This is a genomic window from uncultured Polaribacter sp. (assembly GCF_947503875.1).
Classification (GTDB): Bacteria; Bacteroidota; Bacteroidia; order Flavobacteriales; family Flavobacteriaceae; genus Polaribacter.
On sequence record NZ_CANNFH010000001.1, the window covers coordinates 268,522 to 286,685 of the forward strand.

General features: G+C 28.9%; 17 protein-coding genes and 1 pseudogene. 7 read left to right on the forward strand and 11 right to left on the reverse strand.

Going from position 1 to position 18,164, the window contains the following annotated elements; translation table 11 throughout:
* Positions 1-10: 10 nt before the first annotated feature.
* The gene (gene kdsA, locus Q0684_RS01165) at positions 11-829 is read right to left on the reverse strand and encodes a 3-deoxy-8-phosphooctulonate synthase (RefSeq protein ID WP_299012212.1); all 819 of its coding nucleotides are present in this window, start codon (positions 827-829) and stop codon (positions 11-13) included.
* A 121-nt stretch (positions 830-950) separates the two neighbouring features.
* Between kdsA and Q0684_RS01170 the strand changes: the two genes are divergently transcribed.
* Positions 951-1,958, forward strand: coding sequence for a M28 family peptidase (locus Q0684_RS01170; protein WP_299012213.1), 1,008 nt, complete (start codon positions 951-953; stop codon positions 1,956-1,958).
* 70 nt (positions 1,959-2,028) lie between these two features.
* Here the strand turns inward: Q0684_RS01170 and Q0684_RS01175 are convergent, their stop codons facing one another.
* The 4 genes and pseudogenes from Q0684_RS01175 to Q0684_RS01190 form a co-directional block, all read right to left on the reverse strand.
* The gene (locus Q0684_RS01175; protein ID WP_366140172.1) at positions 2,029-2,322 is read right to left on the reverse strand and encodes a T9SS type A sorting domain-containing protein; all 294 of its coding nucleotides are present in this window, start codon (positions 2,320-2,322) and stop codon (positions 2,029-2,031) included.
* 667 nt (positions 2,323-2,989) lie between these two features.
* Positions 2,990-3,433 carry a hypothetical protein gene (locus Q0684_RS01180; RefSeq protein WP_299012214.1) on the reverse strand — a complete coding sequence of 148 codons (444 nt, stop codon included), beginning with the start codon at positions 3,431-3,433 and terminating at the stop codon, positions 2,990-2,992.
* A 90-nt stretch (positions 3,434-3,523) separates the two neighbouring features.
* Positions 3,524-3,877: pseudogene (locus tag Q0684_RS01185) on the reverse strand (hypothetical protein); the annotation flags it as partial.
* A gap of 181 nt (positions 3,878-4,058) precedes the next feature.
* Entirely contained in the window at positions 4,059-4,304 is a 246-nt protein-coding gene (locus Q0684_RS01190; RefSeq protein ID WP_299012215.1) for a hypothetical protein, read from the reverse strand.
* A gap of 355 nt (positions 4,305-4,659) precedes the next feature.
* Between Q0684_RS01190 and Q0684_RS01195 the strand changes: the two genes are divergently transcribed.
* Complete coding sequence (locus Q0684_RS01195) at positions 4,660-6,012, forward strand: Mur ligase family protein (protein ID WP_299012216.1); 1,353 nt, start codon at positions 4,660-4,662, stop codon at positions 6,010-6,012.
* On the opposite strand, the gene Q0684_RS01200 is transcribed toward Q0684_RS01195, so the two are convergent.
* The 4 genes from Q0684_RS01200 to trkA form a co-directional block, all read right to left on the reverse strand.
* Positions 6,009-7,073: a nucleotidyltransferase family protein gene (locus Q0684_RS01200; protein WP_299012217.1), complete on the reverse strand. Its 1,065-nt coding sequence runs from the start codon at positions 7,071-7,073 to the stop codon at positions 6,009-6,011. The genes Q0684_RS01195 and Q0684_RS01200 overlap by 4 nt on opposite strands.
* Positions 7,063-8,202 carry a hypothetical protein gene (locus Q0684_RS01205; protein WP_299012218.1) on the reverse strand — a complete coding sequence of 380 codons (1,140 nt, stop codon included), beginning with the start codon at positions 8,200-8,202 and terminating at the stop codon, positions 7,063-7,065. Before Q0684_RS01205 ends, Q0684_RS01200 begins: the two co-directional genes overlap by 11 nt.
* A gap of 286 nt (positions 8,203-8,488) precedes the next feature.
* A complete protein-coding gene (locus Q0684_RS01210; RefSeq protein ID WP_299012219.1) occupies positions 8,489-9,988 on the reverse strand; it encodes a potassium transporter TrkG in 1,500 nt (499 codons plus the stop codon).
* A gap of 1 nt (position 9,989) precedes the next feature.
* Positions 9,990-11,336 carry a Trk system potassium transporter TrkA gene (gene trkA / locus Q0684_RS01215; protein WP_299012220.1) on the reverse strand — a complete coding sequence of 449 codons (1,347 nt, stop codon included), beginning with the start codon at positions 11,334-11,336 and terminating at the stop codon, positions 9,990-9,992.
* 205 nt (positions 11,337-11,541) lie between these two features.
* Between trkA and radC the strand changes: the two genes are divergently transcribed.
* The 3 genes from radC to Q0684_RS01230 are packed head-to-tail and all read left to right on the forward strand — an operon-like array spanning position 11,542 to position 14,458.
* Positions 11,542-12,237: a DNA repair protein RadC gene (gene radC, locus Q0684_RS01220; RefSeq protein ID WP_299012221.1), complete on the forward strand. Its 696-nt coding sequence runs from the start codon at positions 11,542-11,544 to the stop codon at positions 12,235-12,237.
* Between the two features lie 60 nt (positions 12,238-12,297).
* Positions 12,298-13,602 carry a polysaccharide deacetylase family protein gene (locus Q0684_RS01225; protein WP_299012222.1) on the forward strand — a complete coding sequence of 435 codons (1,305 nt, stop codon included), beginning with the start codon at positions 12,298-12,300 and terminating at the stop codon, positions 13,600-13,602.
* Position 13,603: 1 nt separating this feature from the next.
* Positions 13,604-14,458, forward strand: coding sequence for a hypothetical protein (locus Q0684_RS01230; RefSeq protein WP_299012223.1), 855 nt, complete (start codon positions 13,604-13,606; stop codon positions 14,456-14,458).
* On the opposite strand, the gene Q0684_RS01235 is transcribed toward Q0684_RS01230, so the two are convergent.
* Together Q0684_RS01235 and Q0684_RS01240 are read right to left on the reverse strand one after the other, a co-directional pair.
* A complete protein-coding gene (locus tag Q0684_RS01235; RefSeq protein WP_299012224.1) occupies positions 14,428-15,693 on the reverse strand; it encodes a polysaccharide biosynthesis C-terminal domain-containing protein in 1,266 nt (421 codons plus the stop codon). The genes Q0684_RS01230 and Q0684_RS01235 overlap by 31 nt on opposite strands.
* A gap of 4 nt (positions 15,694-15,697) precedes the next feature.
* Entirely contained in the window at positions 15,698-16,822 is a 1,125-nt protein-coding gene (locus tag Q0684_RS01240; RefSeq protein ID WP_299012225.1) for a glycosyltransferase family 4 protein, read from the reverse strand.
* 76 nt (positions 16,823-16,898) lie between these two features.
* Between Q0684_RS01240 and Q0684_RS01245 the strand changes: the two genes are divergently transcribed.
* Positions 16,899-17,582: a YjjG family noncanonical pyrimidine nucleotidase gene (locus tag Q0684_RS01245; RefSeq protein ID WP_299012226.1), complete on the forward strand. Its 684-nt coding sequence runs from the start codon at positions 16,899-16,901 to the stop codon at positions 17,580-17,582.
* A gap of 32 nt (positions 17,583-17,614) precedes the next feature.
* On the forward strand, positions 17,615-18,163 hold the full coding sequence (locus Q0684_RS01250; RefSeq protein ID WP_299012227.1) for a hypothetical protein: 549 nt from the start codon (positions 17,615-17,617) through the stop codon (positions 18,161-18,163).
* Position 18,164 lies beyond the last annotated feature (1 nt).

Here is an 18,164-nt window from a genome sequence, read left to right on the forward strand (position 1 = left end):
AGCAATAATTTTACAAGCTATTTATGGTTTTTCTAATAGTTACTAAATTTGTTAAAAGTGCTTCTAAATTGTCTAAATGTAACATATTTGCACCGTCTGATTTTGCATTTGCAGGATCAAAATGGGTTTCTATAAATAAACCATCTACATTATTTACCACGCCTGCTCTGGCAATAGTTTCAATCATTTCTGGCCTACCACCAGTTACACCTGCAGTTTGATTTGGCTGCTGTAAAGAGTGTGTAACGTCTAAAACAGTGGGTGCAAAGGCGCGCATTTCTGGTATTCCTCTAAAATCTACAATCATGTCTTGGTAACCAAACATGGTGCCCCTATCTGTAATCCACGCTTTGTTAGAGCCAGCATCTTTTACTTTTTGTACGGCATGTTTCATGGCAGCAGGACTCATAAATTGCCCTTTTTTTAGGTTGACTACTTTGCCTGTTTTTGCAGCAGCAACCACCAAATCTGTCTGACGTACTAAAAATGCAGGAATTTGCAAAACATCTACATATTCCGCAGCTTTTGTAGCGTCTGAAACTTCATGAATATCAGTAACTGTTGGCACATTAAAAGTTTCTGAAACTTTGCGAAGAATTTTTAAGGCTTTTTCGTCGCCAATTCCTGTAAAACTATCTATTCTACTTCTGTTTGCTTTTTTAAAACTTCCTTTAAAAATATATGGAATTTCTAGTTTGTCAGTAATTTTAATTACTTTTTCCGCGATTCTTAAAGCCATTTCTTCACCTTCTATGGCACAAGGGCCACAAAGCAAAAAGAAATTATTAGCATCGGTGTTTTTTATATTAGGAATTTCAGAAAGAATCATTTAATCTATTTTTGGGCAAAAATACATATTTTTTATGGTTACTTCTGTAGCTTTATTTTAAAGCGTTAATGATTTTTATAATTACTAAAAGTAGTACCTTTATAGCCTAATTTAACTTTAAATGAAAAAAGCAAGTATTTTATTAGCGATTATAGTTTCTGTTTTGGGTTGCATTTCTATAAATATAGGAAAAGGCGGGGCAGATGGCAAAACCGGAAAAGCAGGTTTATCTGCTAAGTCTGAAGTTGTAATAGACTCTAATTTGGTTAGAAAACATTTGTACACTTTGGCTTCTGATGACATGGAAGGAAGAAAAACAGGTACGCCAGGTATTGAAAAAGCAGCGGTTTACATAGAAAATGAGTTTAAGAAAATTGGTCTATCTACCTTTAATGGTTTAGAAACATACAGACAAAATTTTGATTTTAAAGCCAGAAGAACTAAAGAAAAAATTAAAGCTTTTAATGTTATTGGTGTTTTAGAAGGAAAAAGTAAAAAAGACGAAATTGTAATTATTTCTGCACACTATGATCACTTAGGAAAAAAAGAAAGTGGAGAAGGAGACTTAATTTACAACGGTGCAAATGACGATGCTTCTGGAGTTGCAGGAGTTTTAACATTAGCAAAATATTTTAAAGAAATTGGTAATGAAAGAACCATAGTTTTTGCTGCTTTTACAGCCGAAGAAATGGGTTTAATTGGCTCTACGCACTTTGGTAAAGGAATTGATGCTGGTAAATTTGTTGCAGGAATTAATTTAGAAATGATTGGCAAAACACCAAGTTTTGGGCCAAATACAGCTTGGTTAACCGGTTTTGAAAGAAGTGATTTTGGTAAAATTATTCAGAAAAATTTAGAAGGTACAGGTTATCAGTTATTTCCAGATCCTTACAAGAAGTACAATTTATTTTTTAGATCAGATAATGCGTCTTTAGCAAGATTAGGTGTTCCTTCGCATACATTTTCTACAACACCAATAGATGTAGATCCAGATTATCATCAGTTATCTGATGAAGCAGAAACTTTAAATATGACAGTAATTACACAAACCATACAAGCTGTGGCCAAAGGAACTAAAAGTATAATAGATGGCACAGATACACCAAGTAGGGTAGTGTTAAAAAACTAAATCTGCCTCCTAAAAGAGCAAGTGTTTTAGGAAACAGATTTAGTTTGTAATTTTATTATTTTAAAAAGAACTATTCTTTAATCACTTTAAAAGATTTAGAAGCGTTATTTAGTTTACTGTATATTTTTACGATATACAAACCTGTGTTTAAGAACTGAACATTTAAATTAGTTGTTAATGCATTGTTTTTATAAATTTCTTGCCCTAAATTATTGTATATAATTGTACTATAATCTTTTACATCTGTATTGTTGAGGGTGTTTATTTTTAACACATCTCTTAAAGGATTGGTAACTATTTTAAATTCTTTTATATTTTCTGAAGTTACATTTAATACGCTTACTACATTAAATTTATGCGCAATTGTTTGCCTTTATAGGTAACCGTAAAAGTATATGCTCCTAAATTACTTAGATTGCTTATGGGCCAAAACCAAAAAGAACTGTCAAAATTATTTGTAAAACTTTTATTCCAATCCATACTAAATCCTCCTGGGCCAGTTAGGTTGTAATTTGGATTTGTACTCGCTTTTTGATTCTTAAAGTAGGCGGCTAAAGTAATATTAGAATTTTATAAAAAATCGTTTCTAATATTGGTGATTTCTTTTTGCGAACAAGTATTAAGTTTTGGAGGAGAACTATGTGTTAATGCAACATTTATATTTGGAGCATAGTAGTCAGGTTGGTTTTTACACCAAGAAACAATTGCATTACATGGCCCAATAAAAGGATCTAGTAAATTGTTATTACTGTCATAAACTTCAAATTGTAAATCTGGTCCTGTAGAACTGCCAATTGCCCCTAAACATGCTTCTTTATGTTTTTTATAAAATATAAAAAATAGTTAAAAATGAATAAAACCAATACTATAAAACACCTTTTTTTGTGTGTTTTTCCTTAAAAATTGTGCAGTTTTCTGCTGTTAAAACGTAGTTTTCTTTTAAAAAGAGTTCAATAGTTTTTTTGTTTGAAATAAAATCCCTTTCAAAAAAAATAATTTTGAATGGGATTTACTATTTCTAAGCAATAAAACTAGAATTGATATCTCACAGATAATGCAACACTATTGCCTAAACCATCATAATTACCAGTAATGCCTACTTCTGGTCTATAATCTAAAGAAATTAATATAGGTACTTTAAAGTTATATTCTATACCAACAACGCCAGCTCCAAATAAGGCAGAAAATCCAGAATCGAAACCAGCACCAAAACCTGCGTACCAATTAAATCTATCTTCCAATGGCCAAACCCATTCATATAAACCAGTTCCTTTAATGCTGCTAAATTCTTCTCTTAAACTTAATACAACTTCTAAACGATTGTTTTCTTTTAATTTCTTTTGATAAGAAATACCTGCGCCTAAGCCATCTCCTCCATTAAAACGCAATCCAATTGCATTGTCTGAAATTGTTTGCGCATTTGCAGCAAATGTTGCTGCAAATACTAGACTTAAGATTACGAATACTTTTTTCATAATATTTTTTATAATTTTTAGATATACGAAAGTATATTTTTAATTGGTATAAAATTATAAGATTTGTGTTTTTTTTGATTAATATTCATTCTAATTTACTTTTATGCGCTCACCTTTAGAATGACTGCTAAATTCTGGTGCATACATACTTTGTATCGTTGTAACTCCATTACTAAAATTACCAGCATTGTTTACCCTTACATCATATTCAAAAACATAAATACCTTTTGGTAACGTATTAAAAAAGAAATTTGTTGTAGCATCTTTAGTGCTTTCATAATATCCTAAATTGTGTTGCTATTTGCATTTAGAAAGTACATTTATAGGTTCAACACCAGAGGCTCTCATGTCTTTTAGGTGAATAAATTACATATCTCTATCTGAACTAATTTCTATTCTTACTGTAATTAAATCGCCCACTTTTAACTTTGTTTTATTTGTAATAAATCAAATAAGGTAAATCTGTATTTTTTAGATTCTTTTTGGATTTGTAAAAAGCGGAAAAATCTCTTGTTGGTACTTTTTGAAGTTTTTCAGCATTCGCTAAAGAAGCATTAAAATAGATGGGTATTTCTTTAAAAAGTGAGTTTAAATCCCAAGTTCTAAAGTCCTGTCTTGAGTCTGACTAAGGACTTGATGAGTCTGACGAAGAGCTTACTGAGTTTCTAGCAACTGTTGTTCTTCTATAAAATTTATATCTGTTTTGTGTAAAATATTGCCAATATAAATTGGCTAAAATATTTTGCAAAACATTTTTTGTTGGAAAATTACTTTTCGCAATGTGTTTTTTAAAATTTGTAATTACTTTAAGTTGTGCATTCTCCTCTAATGTTAGTGCAAATTTTTTTTGATATAAAAGCGATTTTATCAATTGAGGTGCATTATTTTCTATTTCTGCCTTTGTGTAAATAGTTTTTACTATTGCTAATGCAGATTTTGGTAAGTTATCAACTTCTAATCTTTCTACCGTTAGCCATAAATCTTCAAATTTTTGCTGCGCGTTAGAAATGCTAGAAAATAGGATAACGACTATAAGTGTGGCTTTTATTTTATCATAAACAAATAGATTTAGTTTTGTAAAGCACGTTTAATTTAATAAGCAATACAATTTAAAATGAGTAAACCATGCATTAAAACGCGTAAAACTAATTTTCGATTGAGTTTCGTTCTAAATATGACAAATATTGTTTTGAGCTTTTGTATTTTTACAGCTTAAATTCTCTATAATGAATATTCATTTTATTGCTATTGGTGGTAGCGCAATGCACAACTTAGCTATTGCTTTACACCAAAAAGGATACCAAGTTACAGGAAGTGATGATACGATTCATGATCCTTCTAAATCTCGTTTAGAAAAGTATGGTTTATTACCAAATGAATTTGGTTGGTTTCCAGAAAAATTAACATCAGAATTAGATGTTATTATTTTAGGAATGCATGCAAAAAAAGATAATCCAGAGTTATTAAAAGCCCAAGAATTAGGTTTAAAAATATATTCTTATCCAGAGTTTTTATACGAACAATCTAAAGACAAAACTAGAGTTGTAATTGGTGGTTCTCATGGAAAAACAACCATAACTTCTATGATTTTACACGTTTTAAATTATCACGAAAGAGAAGTAGATTATATGGTTGGTGCACAATTAGAAGGTTTTGAAACCATGGTGCATTTAACCGAAGAAAACGATTTTATAGTTTTAGAGGGAGATGAGTATTTGAGTTCGCCAATAGATATGAGGCCTAAATTTCATTTATATAAACCTAATATTGCGTTGTTAAGCGGTATTGCATGGGATCATATAAATGTGTTTCCAACTTTTGAAAATTATAAAGAACAGTTTTCTATTTTTACAGATGCCATGATAAATGGCGGAAGTATGGTGTATAATATAGAAGATGAAAACGTGAAAGATGTTGTAGAATCTTCTACAAATCATATTAAGAAGTATCCTTATGAAACGCCCAAACATTTTATAGAAAACGGAATTACTTATTTAGAAACGGAAGAAGGCGATTTACCTTTAGAAATTTTTGGTAAACACAACCTTCAAAATTTAGCAGGTGCCAAATGGATTTGTCAGCATATGGGTATAGATGAAGACGATTTTTATGAAGCAATTGCCAGTTTTTCAGGAGCAAGTAAACGTTTAGAAAAGATTGCAGAAAGTAATACTACTGTAGTTTTTAAAGATTTTGCACATTCGCCATCTAAGGTTGCAGCAACTACAAAAGCTGTAAAAGAGCAATACGCAAAAAGAACAGTTTTGGCGTGTTTAGAATTACATACCTATTCTAGTTTAAATGCAGAGTTTTTGGCAGAATATAAAGGAGCATTAAATTTTGCAGATAAAGCAGTTGTTTTTTACTCACCACACGCAGTTAAAATTAAACAATTAGAAGAAGTTACAGCACAACAAATAGCCAATGCTTTTGAACGAGATGATTTGATTATTTATACTAATCCAGAAGAATTTAAGCACTTTTTATTTAATCAGAATTTAGAAAAATCTGCAGTGGTTTTAATGAGCTCTGGTAATTATGGTGGGTTAGATTTTGAAGAGGTTAAGCGTTTGATTTAGATACCAAATCTTCTTTTGTACCAATTTCTTTCAAAAACTTTGCTTAAAACAAAATTAAAATAGTTTTTTTTATACAATGCCTTTACTAAAATTTTAAATCTTTCTGATATAAATAAATATCTTGTGTACAATTTATTTTTAGAATTATTTTTATCTAAACTTTTTATTATTTTATCTACATACTTTTTGTTTTCATCATCAGGAAAAAAAAACATTTTTTTGGGTTTGTCTAAAATTGTAGCATAAAGTCGTAAACCAGTGTTTAGTTCTTTTTTCATTTTTTTTTCTTCAATTAATTGTAAATTAATTTTAGAGGCATAAAAAATACAGAGCGTATCATAAGCTGGTCTTAAACCAATAGATTTTAAAATGTAGGCATCATCATTTATAAATTTTGAGAAAATAGTAAGTTTAATTTGATTTTCTGGAGACAGTATTTTGCAGTTATTTTTACTAATAACGGTAGATTTTATACTATCTAAGTTAAAAAAAGAGGCTTTTTTGTCTTTAATCATTTCACGATGAATTTCAACAGCTGCAATCTTATTAGCAGATGTTAATCTAGGTAAATGTCTAAAGTCGTCATAAAGTTCAGTTAACTTATTATAACCAGAGTTGTTAAGTATTTCAAAAGCTTTGTTACAATCTTCTTTAGCAACAAGAAAATCAATATCACCAACCATTCTCTCTGCTATATCTTCATATAAACCCTCTAAAAGATTACCAGTACCTTTTAAAAAAATGGGAGTAATATTATTTTCTAATAAGAGTTGATTTATTTCTTTAGCTTGATCAATTATTTGTTGGTTTCGCTCTCGGTTTAAAGTAGTTATATGTGCCATATAATTTACCAACTCTTCAGGTAAATACTGTAAAAAATTGGCTCTTTTTAAATTGCAATACAATGCAGGAAAAACGTAATGTTCTGTGCTTAATTTAACAACAGCATCCCAATCTATTTCTTCATTTTTTAGTTGTTCTTCAATTTCTTTTTTATTCTTTTTTTCAAAAAAAATGGTTAAACATTTGGCAACAAAAAAAAGCGTTTCTTTATAGTTCATTATTAAATATTTTAGAAACTGTATCAATCATTTTCTTATTATTAGCATACGTAATTTGGTAGCAATTTAAAGACTGAAACCAATTTAAAAATATTTCTGCATTTTTTTGCTCTGGTGATAACCAAGAATCTGGAACTAATTGTTGAAAAGCATCAAGGTTCGCTATTTTTTCTACTAGTAAATTGCTCTTTGCATCATATTTAATAAAAACTAAATCTTTACAAGGTAAATGAGCTTTAAAGTTGTTGTTATTTGGTTGTAAATAACGTACAATTTTATTTAATCTTTTAAAATGAAATTCGGCTGAATGCTCTAATTCAGGATATAGTGGCAGTAAGGCTTTTAAACTATTTTTTTTGATAGAGATAGATGCAGGAAAAGCATATACCTCTTTATTTGCAGCGCTTATGGGCACAAAATCGTCTGCCAAGCATGTAAAACCATTTGCTTGTAAAAGGGCTAAAGAAGTGCTTTTGCCATTTCCAGAATCACCTAAAAATAAGATAGACTTTTCACCATTAGAAACAGCAGAGGCATGAAAAACGCCCATCCATTCTTTTTCTTGTTTTTGATGAATTTTCTGAATGAGTTCCATAGAAAATTTCCCTTGAAAAAAATGAATTTCTTTCTTATGCCATGCTCCAATAAAAAGGGAATTTACGTATAAAATAACTGCATTATTTTCTAGAAATACCGAAAAAGTATGGGAGATAAATTCCAGATTTTCAGTCGCTAAATGTGCAAATTTTGGGTGTACTAAATACAATTCATATTCTGTAGAAAATTCTACCTTAAATACAAGATTGTTTATTTTGTAATATTTGGTGAATTGGAAACTTTTAGGAAGTGTGATGTCTCTATAATCGTTTTCTATATTGGTTTTTACAATTGTTTTTGTATTGTATATTTTGGTTTCTAAATCTAAAACAAAATCTATAGTTTTATCTAAGGGAACTGCTAATTTTTTAGATAGAGCACTGGCTATTTCTTTAACAGAAATACCTTTGTGTAATCTTTTAATAATATCTGCTGCCGTGTTTTCTAAAACCAAATAGTCATTACTGTTTTTAAACCAAGCAATTGTTTTGTCTTCTATTGTTTTAAATAAGAAATCTGTTTGTTTTTCCATTAAAAATAAAAATAGTTATTTTCCATAAAAATACAGTTAAAAAGGTTTCAAAAAAATAAAGTGGACACAATAATTTATTTACACCTTAGATCTTGCAGTATTGTTTTTACTTTATATGATCTTGGGACTTTTAGTGAAATAAGATTCGCTAAAAAAAAATAAAAACTTTTGCAATAAAATACTTAATACTTAATAAACATCTACTATAGTATGCTTCAATTGTATTTCAAAGAGAATAATATACTTTTTTTCTATAAAAATGGAGTTATATATGGGGTAATATCTACTAATTTTTTCTCCAGAAAAACGGTGTAAATAAGATGAGAACAGTAAATAATTCTAGCCTACCAATAAGCATTAGAAAAGAGCAAAACCATTTTGCACTATTGCTTAAATGCGCAAAATTATCAACAGGACTTACAGAACCAATTGCTGGGCCAATATTACCCAAAGAAGATGCAGCTGCGCCAATTGCCGACATAAAATCTAAACCAAAAAGAGTTAAAATTACAGAAGACAAAATAAAAATAAGCATGTAAATAATAAAGAAAGACAAAATTTTGAAAACAATATTTTCATTTACAGATTGGCCATCATACCTTACGGGAATAATAGCATTTGGGTGTATGGCTTTTTTAAATTCTAAAAAACTATTTTTCAACATTACTATATGTCTAACCACTTTTACACCACCACTTGTAGAGCCTGCAGAGCCACCCGTAAAAAATAAAGCAAAGAAAATACCGGTTGCAAAGAAATTCCACATGGTAAAATCTGCGGTTACAAAACCAGTAGTTGTAACTACAGAGGTAACCATAAATAAAGAATGTCTTATAGCACTTTCTACATTTCCTAAAACTTTTGGATGTGCAAGAGTGGTTTGTAGATTTGGATCTTGAAAAAAGGTAATAAGTACAGCAATTATCGCAGAAACGCCTAAAATACCAAAGAAATAATATTTAAACTCTTCACTATTAAAAACCTTCTGTATTTTACCTTTTAAAGCAAAATAAGTAAGTACAAAATTAGTACCAGCAATTAACATAAATATGGTAATTATGTACTGTATAAAAGGCTTGTCGTTATAAAAAGCAACGCTTGCACCTTTTGTAGAAAAACCACCAGTACTCATAGTTGCCATGGCATGATTTATGGCGTCAAACCAAGTCATTCCTGCAAGTTTTAGTAATAAAAACTCAACTAAAGTTAGTGTAACGTATATTAAGTACAATCTTTTTGCGGTGTCTGTAATTCTTGGGTGTAATTTATCTGCAGATGGGCCTGGAGCTTCAGCCATAAACAGTTGCATACCACCAATTCCTAAAAGTGGCAAAATAGCAACAGTTAGCACAATTATTCCCATTCCACCAATCCAATGTGTAGCACTTCTCCAAAAAAGAATTCCTTTAGATGTGCCATCTATATCTGTTAAAATGGACGATCCTGTTGTAGAATAACCAGAAATAGTTTCAAAGAAGGCATTAGAAATGTCTGGTATGGCATCAGAAAGTAAATAAGGTAACATTCCTGTAAAAGAAAGAGTTAGCCATCCTAAAGTAACAATTAAATACCCTTCTTTTTTATGAATATTTGTACTTTTAGGTTTGTTTGTAAAGTACAAAATTAGTCCAATAAAAATGGTGATAATTCCGGCATTTAAAATTCCCCATTTCTCGGGTTCATCATAATACAAACTAAAAGGAACCGCAATAAACATAAACAGACCATTTAAAATGGCTGTTATTCCTAAAAAACGATAAATAATTTTAGTGTTTAAAGCTCCCATTTTATCTAAATAGGCTTTCTACAGTTTCTATAGCTTCTGGTAAACAAAATACAATTACTTTATCACCATCTTTTATTTGCATACTTCCAGAGGTAATTAAAGGTTTGCCATCTCTAATAATTCCCCCAAAAACGGCTTCTCTAGGAAAATTTAAGTCTCTAATTGGTTTTTTAGTAACCTTTGCATTTTGTCTTACTTCAAATTCAAATACTTCTGCATCTATATTATGTAAGTTGGCTAAAGCTAAAATTTCACCTTTTCTTATGTGTCTAAAAATATTACTAGCTGCAATTAATTTTTTATTAATTAGAGATTCTATACCAATGGTTTGCGAAATATCTATGTAATCCATATTTTCTACCAACGCAATTGTTTTTTTAACACCTTTAGATTTTGCTACCAAACAAGACATTATGTTGGTTTCAGAGTTATTGGTTACTGCAATAAAAGCATCCGTTTCTCTAATGTTTTCTTCTTCTAAAAGTTCTAAATCTCTACCATCTCCATTTATAACTAGGGCATGGCTTAGTGTATCTGCAAGAATTTCTGCTTTTTCTCTATTTTTTTCAATCAATTTAACCTTAAAATTATCTTTGCAGAGGTTTCTAGCCGTTTTTTCTCCAATACTACTTCCGCCTAAAATAATTACATTTTTTATATTGAATTGTTTTTTACCAATAATTGGGTACAACTCTTTTACGTGATAATTAGGTACAGAAAAATAAACTTGATCGTCTAATTGATATTTAGTATCTCCTCTAGGAATAATAGTTTGCGCTATATTATCTCTTTTAATAGCAATGGTAGTAAAATCTACATTTGCAAATTTTTGTTTACCTTCTTTTACAGTTAAATTAAGTAGCGGAGATTTGTAACCCAAAGAGGTTCCCATTACATTAAATTTTCCACTTTCAAAAGAAACAGTATCGTTAAATGAAGATTGGTTGAGTAACATTTTAATTTCATTAGCCGCTAATTCTTGCGGAGAAATCATAAAATCTAAACCAAATTGCTTAAAATCTACTTCACACTCGTTTAAAAATTCAGGATTATCAATTCTTGCAATTGTTTTTTTTGCGCCTAAAGATTTCCCAATTACAGAAATGGTAAAGTTTGTATTTTGACTTTCAGTTACAGCAATTAGCAGATCTACAGAATCTACACCAATTTCTTTAAGTAATTTTATAGATGTTGCATCTCCTTTTTTTGTAATTACATCTAAATGATTGTTAATGTAATTTAGCTTCTCTCCATCAGTATCAATAATAAAAGTATCTTGAGACTCGTAAGAAAGTAATTTTGCCAAATGGAAACCTACGTCTCCTGCACCCGCTATAATAATCTTCATAATTTAATAAATAGCCAATAATTTGCAAAGATATAAGAAGTTATCTCCACAAAAAAATAACCAAAGGAATTACTGGGGCAAGAAATTTTAATTTTACTAAATTAAAAATTAGGACTACATTTTAATTAGAACCAGCACTTTATATGTTTAATTTCAGTTTTTTATCACTTTACCTAAAGTAAGTTGTTTTTTGTATTTTTAAAAAATGGAAAAGGAAGTAAAATTAACCATTAAATCTTGGGCTTTAGATGATAGGCCAAGAGAAAAATTAATTGCAAAAGGTAAAACAGCCTTGTCTGACGCAGAATTAATAGCCATACTCATTGGCTCTGGTAATAGAGATGAGAGTGCAGTAGCTTTGGCTAAAAGAATTTTACAATCTGTAAACGGAAATATAAATGAGCTTGCCAGATTATCTGTAGAAAATTTAAGTATTTTTAAAGGAATAGGAGAGGCAAAAGCCATAGCAATTATTACAGCACTAGAATTAGGGAAAAGAAGGCAGCTAGAAACGGCTTTAGAAAAACCTAAAATTACAAGTAGTACAGCTGTTTTTAATTTAATGCAACCTGTTATTGCAGATTTAGAACATGAAGAGTTTTGGGTGCTATTTTTAAACAATTCAAACAAAGTTCTATCTAAATATCAAATAAGCAAAGGAGGTTTAACCGCTACAATTGTAGATGTACGTTTGTTGTTTAAAAGAGCTTTAGAATTGGCTTGTGTAGGTATAATTGTTTGTCATAATCATCCTTCAGGAAAATTAAAACCAAGCATGGCAGATAAGCAAGTTACCCAAAAAATAAAAGAAGCAGGTGTTACTTTAGATATTAAACTTTTAGATCATTTAATAATCACCGAAAAAGCTTATTTTAGCTTTGCAGACGAAGGAATTTTATAAAAGATTTAAAATTTAAGTACCGAACAGAAATTCTATTGGAAACCTGCCAACTAAAGTAAAATGATATTAATTTACACGCATAAAATAACACCTAGATTTCGCTATATTTTTAAGCATATATTTACAAGAATTCTTTTAATAAATGTAAGTTTTACCACTAAAGTGGAAGAGTTTGTGGCTTATGATGGGCCTAAAATTACCTATACAAAAACAGCTCTGGGTAATGAGTTTTTTGTAAAAAGTAATGCCTTATTATTTGAGCAAGGTGTGAATGATTTAGAGATAAATATTCAAAAATGGGACAATGTTCCTTGCTTTTTTGTGGCAGGTGCAAAATCTTCTATTCCTTTTGATATTTTTGCAGCTAGTTTTTACTTAATTTCTAGATATGAAGAATATTTACCTCATGTAAAAGATGGGTATTCTAGATATACAGCAGCCGAAAGTTTGGCTTATAAAAATGGTTTTTTAGAAAAACCTGTGGTAGATATTTGGGCATATAAACTACTAGAAAAATTACAAGAAAAATTTCCAGATTTAATTGTAGAAAAGCGGGAATATTCATTTTTATCAACTATAGATATAGACAATGCCTTTGCCTATAAATACAAAAGTTTAATAAGAACTTTAGGTGGTTTTGCAAATGATATTTTTAAGTTTCGTTTGTTAACTATTGGATATAGATTAGCGGTAATTTTAAGAATTAAAAAAGATCCTTTTGATACGTTTTCAAAAATATTAGAAGGACAAAAAAAATACAATATCAATACCTTGTTTTTTTGTTCTATTGGAGATTATACTACTTTTGATACCAATATTTCAGCATCAAAAACCAAATACAAATTACTAATTAAAAATTTGGTTGACTATGCAAAAGTAGGTCTACATCCCTCTTATTTTACGATGCAAAATGTAGGCATGCTAAAAAAAGAAAAAGAACGTTTAGAAAGTATTACAAATTTTCCTGTTAAAAGATCTAGGCAGCATTATTTGCGTTTTAATTTGCCGGAAACCTATCAAAATTTAATAGATTTAGAAATAGCAGAAGATTATTCTATGGGGTATGCCAGTAATGTTGGTTTTAGAGCAAGTACTTGCACACCTTTCTATTTTTACGATTTAGATTTTGAAATTCAAACCCCATTAAAAGTGTTTCCCTTTGCAGTAATGGATACTACTTTAAATGATTATTTAAAAATTACACCAAAACAATCTTTAGGTAAAATTAGAGATTTAAAAAACGAAGTAAAAGCGGTTAATGGTGTTTTTATTACTTTGTTTCATAATGAAAGTTTAAGCGACCATTTGCGTTGGAAAGGTTGGCGCAGATTGTATGAGTCTATGCTTAAAATAGCCACTTCATAAGATGATTGAATATATTAAAAGACAAGATTTAGATACCATTAAGTATAATAAATGTGTAGAAAAAGCATTGCAATCTAAGGTATACGCTTTTTCTTGGTATTTAGATATTGTTGCAGATCATTGGGATGTTTTGGTTTTAGAAGATTATAAAGCGGTAATGCCAATTCCTTGGAAAAAAAAATACGGAATTAAATATAGTACGCAGCCAGATTTTAGCCAGCAATTAGGTGTTTTTTCTCCGGAAAAAATAGCTAAAGCTGATATTTTAGAGTTCTTAAATAAAATACCCAAATCATTTTTAAAAGTTACCTTAAATTTAAACGTAAAAGATACTTCTTTAAAGCAATTAACGATTTTGAAAAATCATATTATTGTTTTGGATAAGAGTTATTTAGAAATAAAAAAAACGTTTTCTAAAGGAAGGAAACACGCCATTAAAGTAGCTGAGAAAAATCAACTAGAGGTTTTACCTATAACTTTAGATAAATTATTAGAGATTTATACTAAGAATTACGATTATAAAATTGCAAAGAATATTTTAAAAGATTTAGAGAATTATTGTTTAGAGAATAGCAAATCTGAAGTTTTAGGTGTTTTTAAAGAAGGCTTATTACTAGGAGGAGGTTTATTTATAAAAAGTAACAATAGCATTACCTATTTATTTGCTGCGTTTTCAGATAAAGGTAGAACTTTTCAGGCTTCTAGTTTTTTAATTTCATCGATTCTTAAAAAATATGAAAAAACAGGAATAATATTCGATTTTGAAGGAGGAAACAAACCAAGTATTGGAAAGTTTTATAGAAGTTTTGGTGCTAAAGAAGAACTTTATTCTTGCTTTAAAAGAACTTTTTTATAAAGTGAATAAAACCAAATTGCAGATAAAATTCCAGTAAACCACATTAAAATTGATGATGTTATGGCAGCACCTTTAATACCTAATTTTGGTATTAAATAATAATTGCTCAATACATTAAAAAGTAATGCAATAGTAGCTATATAATAGTTAATATGAGCTTTACCTATAGAAGAAAGTAGGTTGCCAAAAAGACCTCTAAAAATAAAGATACCCGTTACACCTAGCATTAAAATTAAAAAAGTATCCGTATAAATTATAAAATTTGGGTCTAGAAGATAGATGATTTTTTTTCCAAAGAAAAAAGAAAAGAGGAGCAGGCCAATACTAATGCCAAAAAAAAGTAACATATAGCTTTTTATATACTTGTAAATATATAATTTATCGTAGATTTTTTCTGTGAAAGCCACAAAATCTGTAGCCATAAAAACGCGTGGTAAAAACAATAAACTAAACGGAATTATAGAAACATACCTGTAGTTGGTTACCATTTCTGTATTCATCATTAAGTAACCAATAAGCAGTATATCTATTACAAATAGCAGTTGAGTTACTACGTTAGATAAACTAGCAAAAAAGCCATATTTCCAAAATTTCAAATTAATTATAGCTAGTTTTTCGTGTACTTTAAAATTGATATTTATTTTATTTATAAATAAAATTGAAGTTAAAATGGGTGCAATAACTAAAGCTAAAGCATAGCCCAATTCTTCAAAAAAATAACTTAAAATTACAACAGTTGTAACTAACAAAATACTTTGTATAATTTCTACATAGGCAAATTTTTTGTTGTTATGGTTTAAACGGAGTTGTGCTTTAATCAACTCTAGTAAAAAAGCGGGTATTATTAAAAAAGATAATAAAACTAAGTAAAGTTTTGTTTTTGGAAACTGAAAATTAATAAAATAGCTAATTATAGAAATTAGCAATATTAAAAATGCAGAAACTAATACTCCTTTTTTTAATACATAGACCAGTAAGTTGTTTTTTTCGTTAGGTGTATTTAAGAGCGCGCCATATCTTATAAAACTTTGGTGTAAGCCTAAACCGCTTACAGGTAAAACAAATAGTATAATATTGTACGCAAAAAGCACTTCGCCCAACTCTTTATTAGGTATTAATTTTAAAGCAAAGAGAGCTGCTAAAAAAGACAATACTCTACTAATGATAGTAGCAAAAAAGACATGTCCGCCTTTTCTTTTTAAAAAATTCTGAATAAAAGATTTTATTAGTTTCAATTTTTTATGGTATCAGATTTTTATACAATTCTGTAAAGCTTTTACAAACAACCTGTTGTTCAAAATGCTTTTTTATAAACAAATGCATTTTTGTGGCGTCAATGTTTTTAAATGTTTGTCCTGCGTTTAAAATTGATTTTAATAATGCATTTTCATCCTTAATAGCAATAACTTCGCAATAATCTTTGGCCTGTAAATCTAAAGCAATTCCTGTTTTTGTGCTAATTACAGGCGTGCCACAAGCAATAGCTTCAGGAATAACAATGCCAAAAGTTTCAAAATTACTAAAAGAAATACAAATTGAGGCCGCTTGTAGATGCTTTACCAAGGCTTTTTGTGAAATGTGTTCTAAAAAAATAATTTCACCATTTTTTAGATTTAAATCGCTTACTAAATTTTTGTATTCTTCTCCATTATTGCCAATAAAATTCCATTCAAATTTTTCTAATTTGTCATCTAAAAGTTTTGCAACACGCAGCATTCCTTTAATGTTTTTATGACTGTTTTTTAAACTAGAAACATGTACTAATCTTAAGAAATCATGTTTTTTAACTCCAACTTTAAATAAATTAGTATCTACAACATTTGGTACAATTTTATAATTCCCTTTAAAATGTAATTGTTTTAGTTTTTGTTCTAATTCTTTAGAAACAGGGCAAATAAAACTACTGTTACTCGTAATTATTTGGCATATTTTCTTTTTAAAAAAAGAAATATTTTCAGTTTTGTAATAGCCTGTAAAATGCTCTGTAATAATGTATTTCTTTTTTTGAAACCATTTTAGATAAAGGCTAAAAATACCAAAAGGATAAATTTCATTTAGGTGCACTACATCAAAATTACCAATATTCTTTAAAAGTTTTTTAAAGGCCATGGTAAAATAAAAGAACTTTAAAAACGGGTTTTTAGTAGAAGGTATGTATGCAATATTTGCGCGTACTCCATTAACAGTTTCGCTTGTAAATGTTGTTTTTTTATTGGCGTTATTTTTAGAGATAATATGCAAAACAAATACATTATTATTTAGCGCAACTGCCTCTGCATGCCTCTGAATAAAATCTCCATTAGTAGGCAATATTTTAGAAGGATACCAGCCACATAAAAATAAGACGTTTAGTTTTTTGTGCAAATAAAAGTAGTTTTGGTTAACGCAAATATAACGCAGAATGTCTTACTTTATTCTTAAAAAGTAATACTTTTAGCAGATGAAGATAGAACACGTTTTTTTTGATTTAGATCATACACTTTGGGATTTTGAAAAAAATTCTGCACTTACTTTTAAAAAAATATTTAAAGAAAATGATATTGATATACCCATTGAAGATTTTCTTAAGATTTATGTTCCTTTAAATTTAAAATATTGGAGACTTTATAGAGACGAAAAAATAACGAAAGAAGTATTGCGTTATGAACGTTTAAAAAGTGCTTTTGATGCTGTAAATTACACAATTGAAGATAATTTAATAAACAAAATTGCAGATGCATATATAGATAATTTATCAAACTTTAATCATTTATTTGAAGGCACTATAGAGATACTTGAGTATTTAAAACCAAAGTATACTTTGCATATTATTACAAACGGCTTCGCAGAAATTCAAAGTAAAAAAATGAAGAATTCTAAAATTGATCATTATTTTAAAGCAGTTATTACCTCAGAATCTGTAGGTGTAAAAAAGCCAAACCCTAAAGTTTTTAATTATGCATTAGAAGTTGCCAACGCAAAAACTAACAATGCTATAATGATTGGAGATAGTTTAGAAGCAGATATAAAAGGTGCTATGAATATTGGTTTAAAAGCCATACATTGTGTGTTCGATAATTTTACACCAACTGATAAAAACATTACTAGCATTAATAGTCTATTACAATTAAAACAATATCTTTAGACTTGGTTACGTTTTTAGGGTACAAATAAAAGATGAGCATTTTTAAAAAAACAAGTTATTTAATATTTTCAATTTTTTTATTATCCTGTTCTCAGACATTAGATTTTGAACAGATAAATGATTATGAAGTTGCACCAGTATTTAGTGTAGCCCTTGTTTCTTTTGCACTAGAAGCAGAGGCTCTAGATACTTTTATAGGTATAAGTAGTGCTAATGAAATAGAAGAACTTACAGAGTTTCGTGTTTTTGAAAATAGTTTTATAAGAGATAATTTAACGCAACTTGGATTTAATTTTGAACTTGTAAATCAGTTTAATAGAGATTTTAACCTTCAAATTACTTTGTTAGATGATGATGATAACACAATTCATGAATTTCAAGAATTAAATATTGTTGCAAATAATATAGATTTTAAGCAAGAAGAAATTATAACAATTCAGCAAAACCCTAATATAATTAATGTTACTCAAGTATTACTCAGTGTTCGTTTGGGTAATACTTCTTTACCAATAGATAATTTAGATTCTGGTTTCTTAGAATTAAAATCTGCGGTAACTGTTCATTTAGAAACTTCTATTTAGA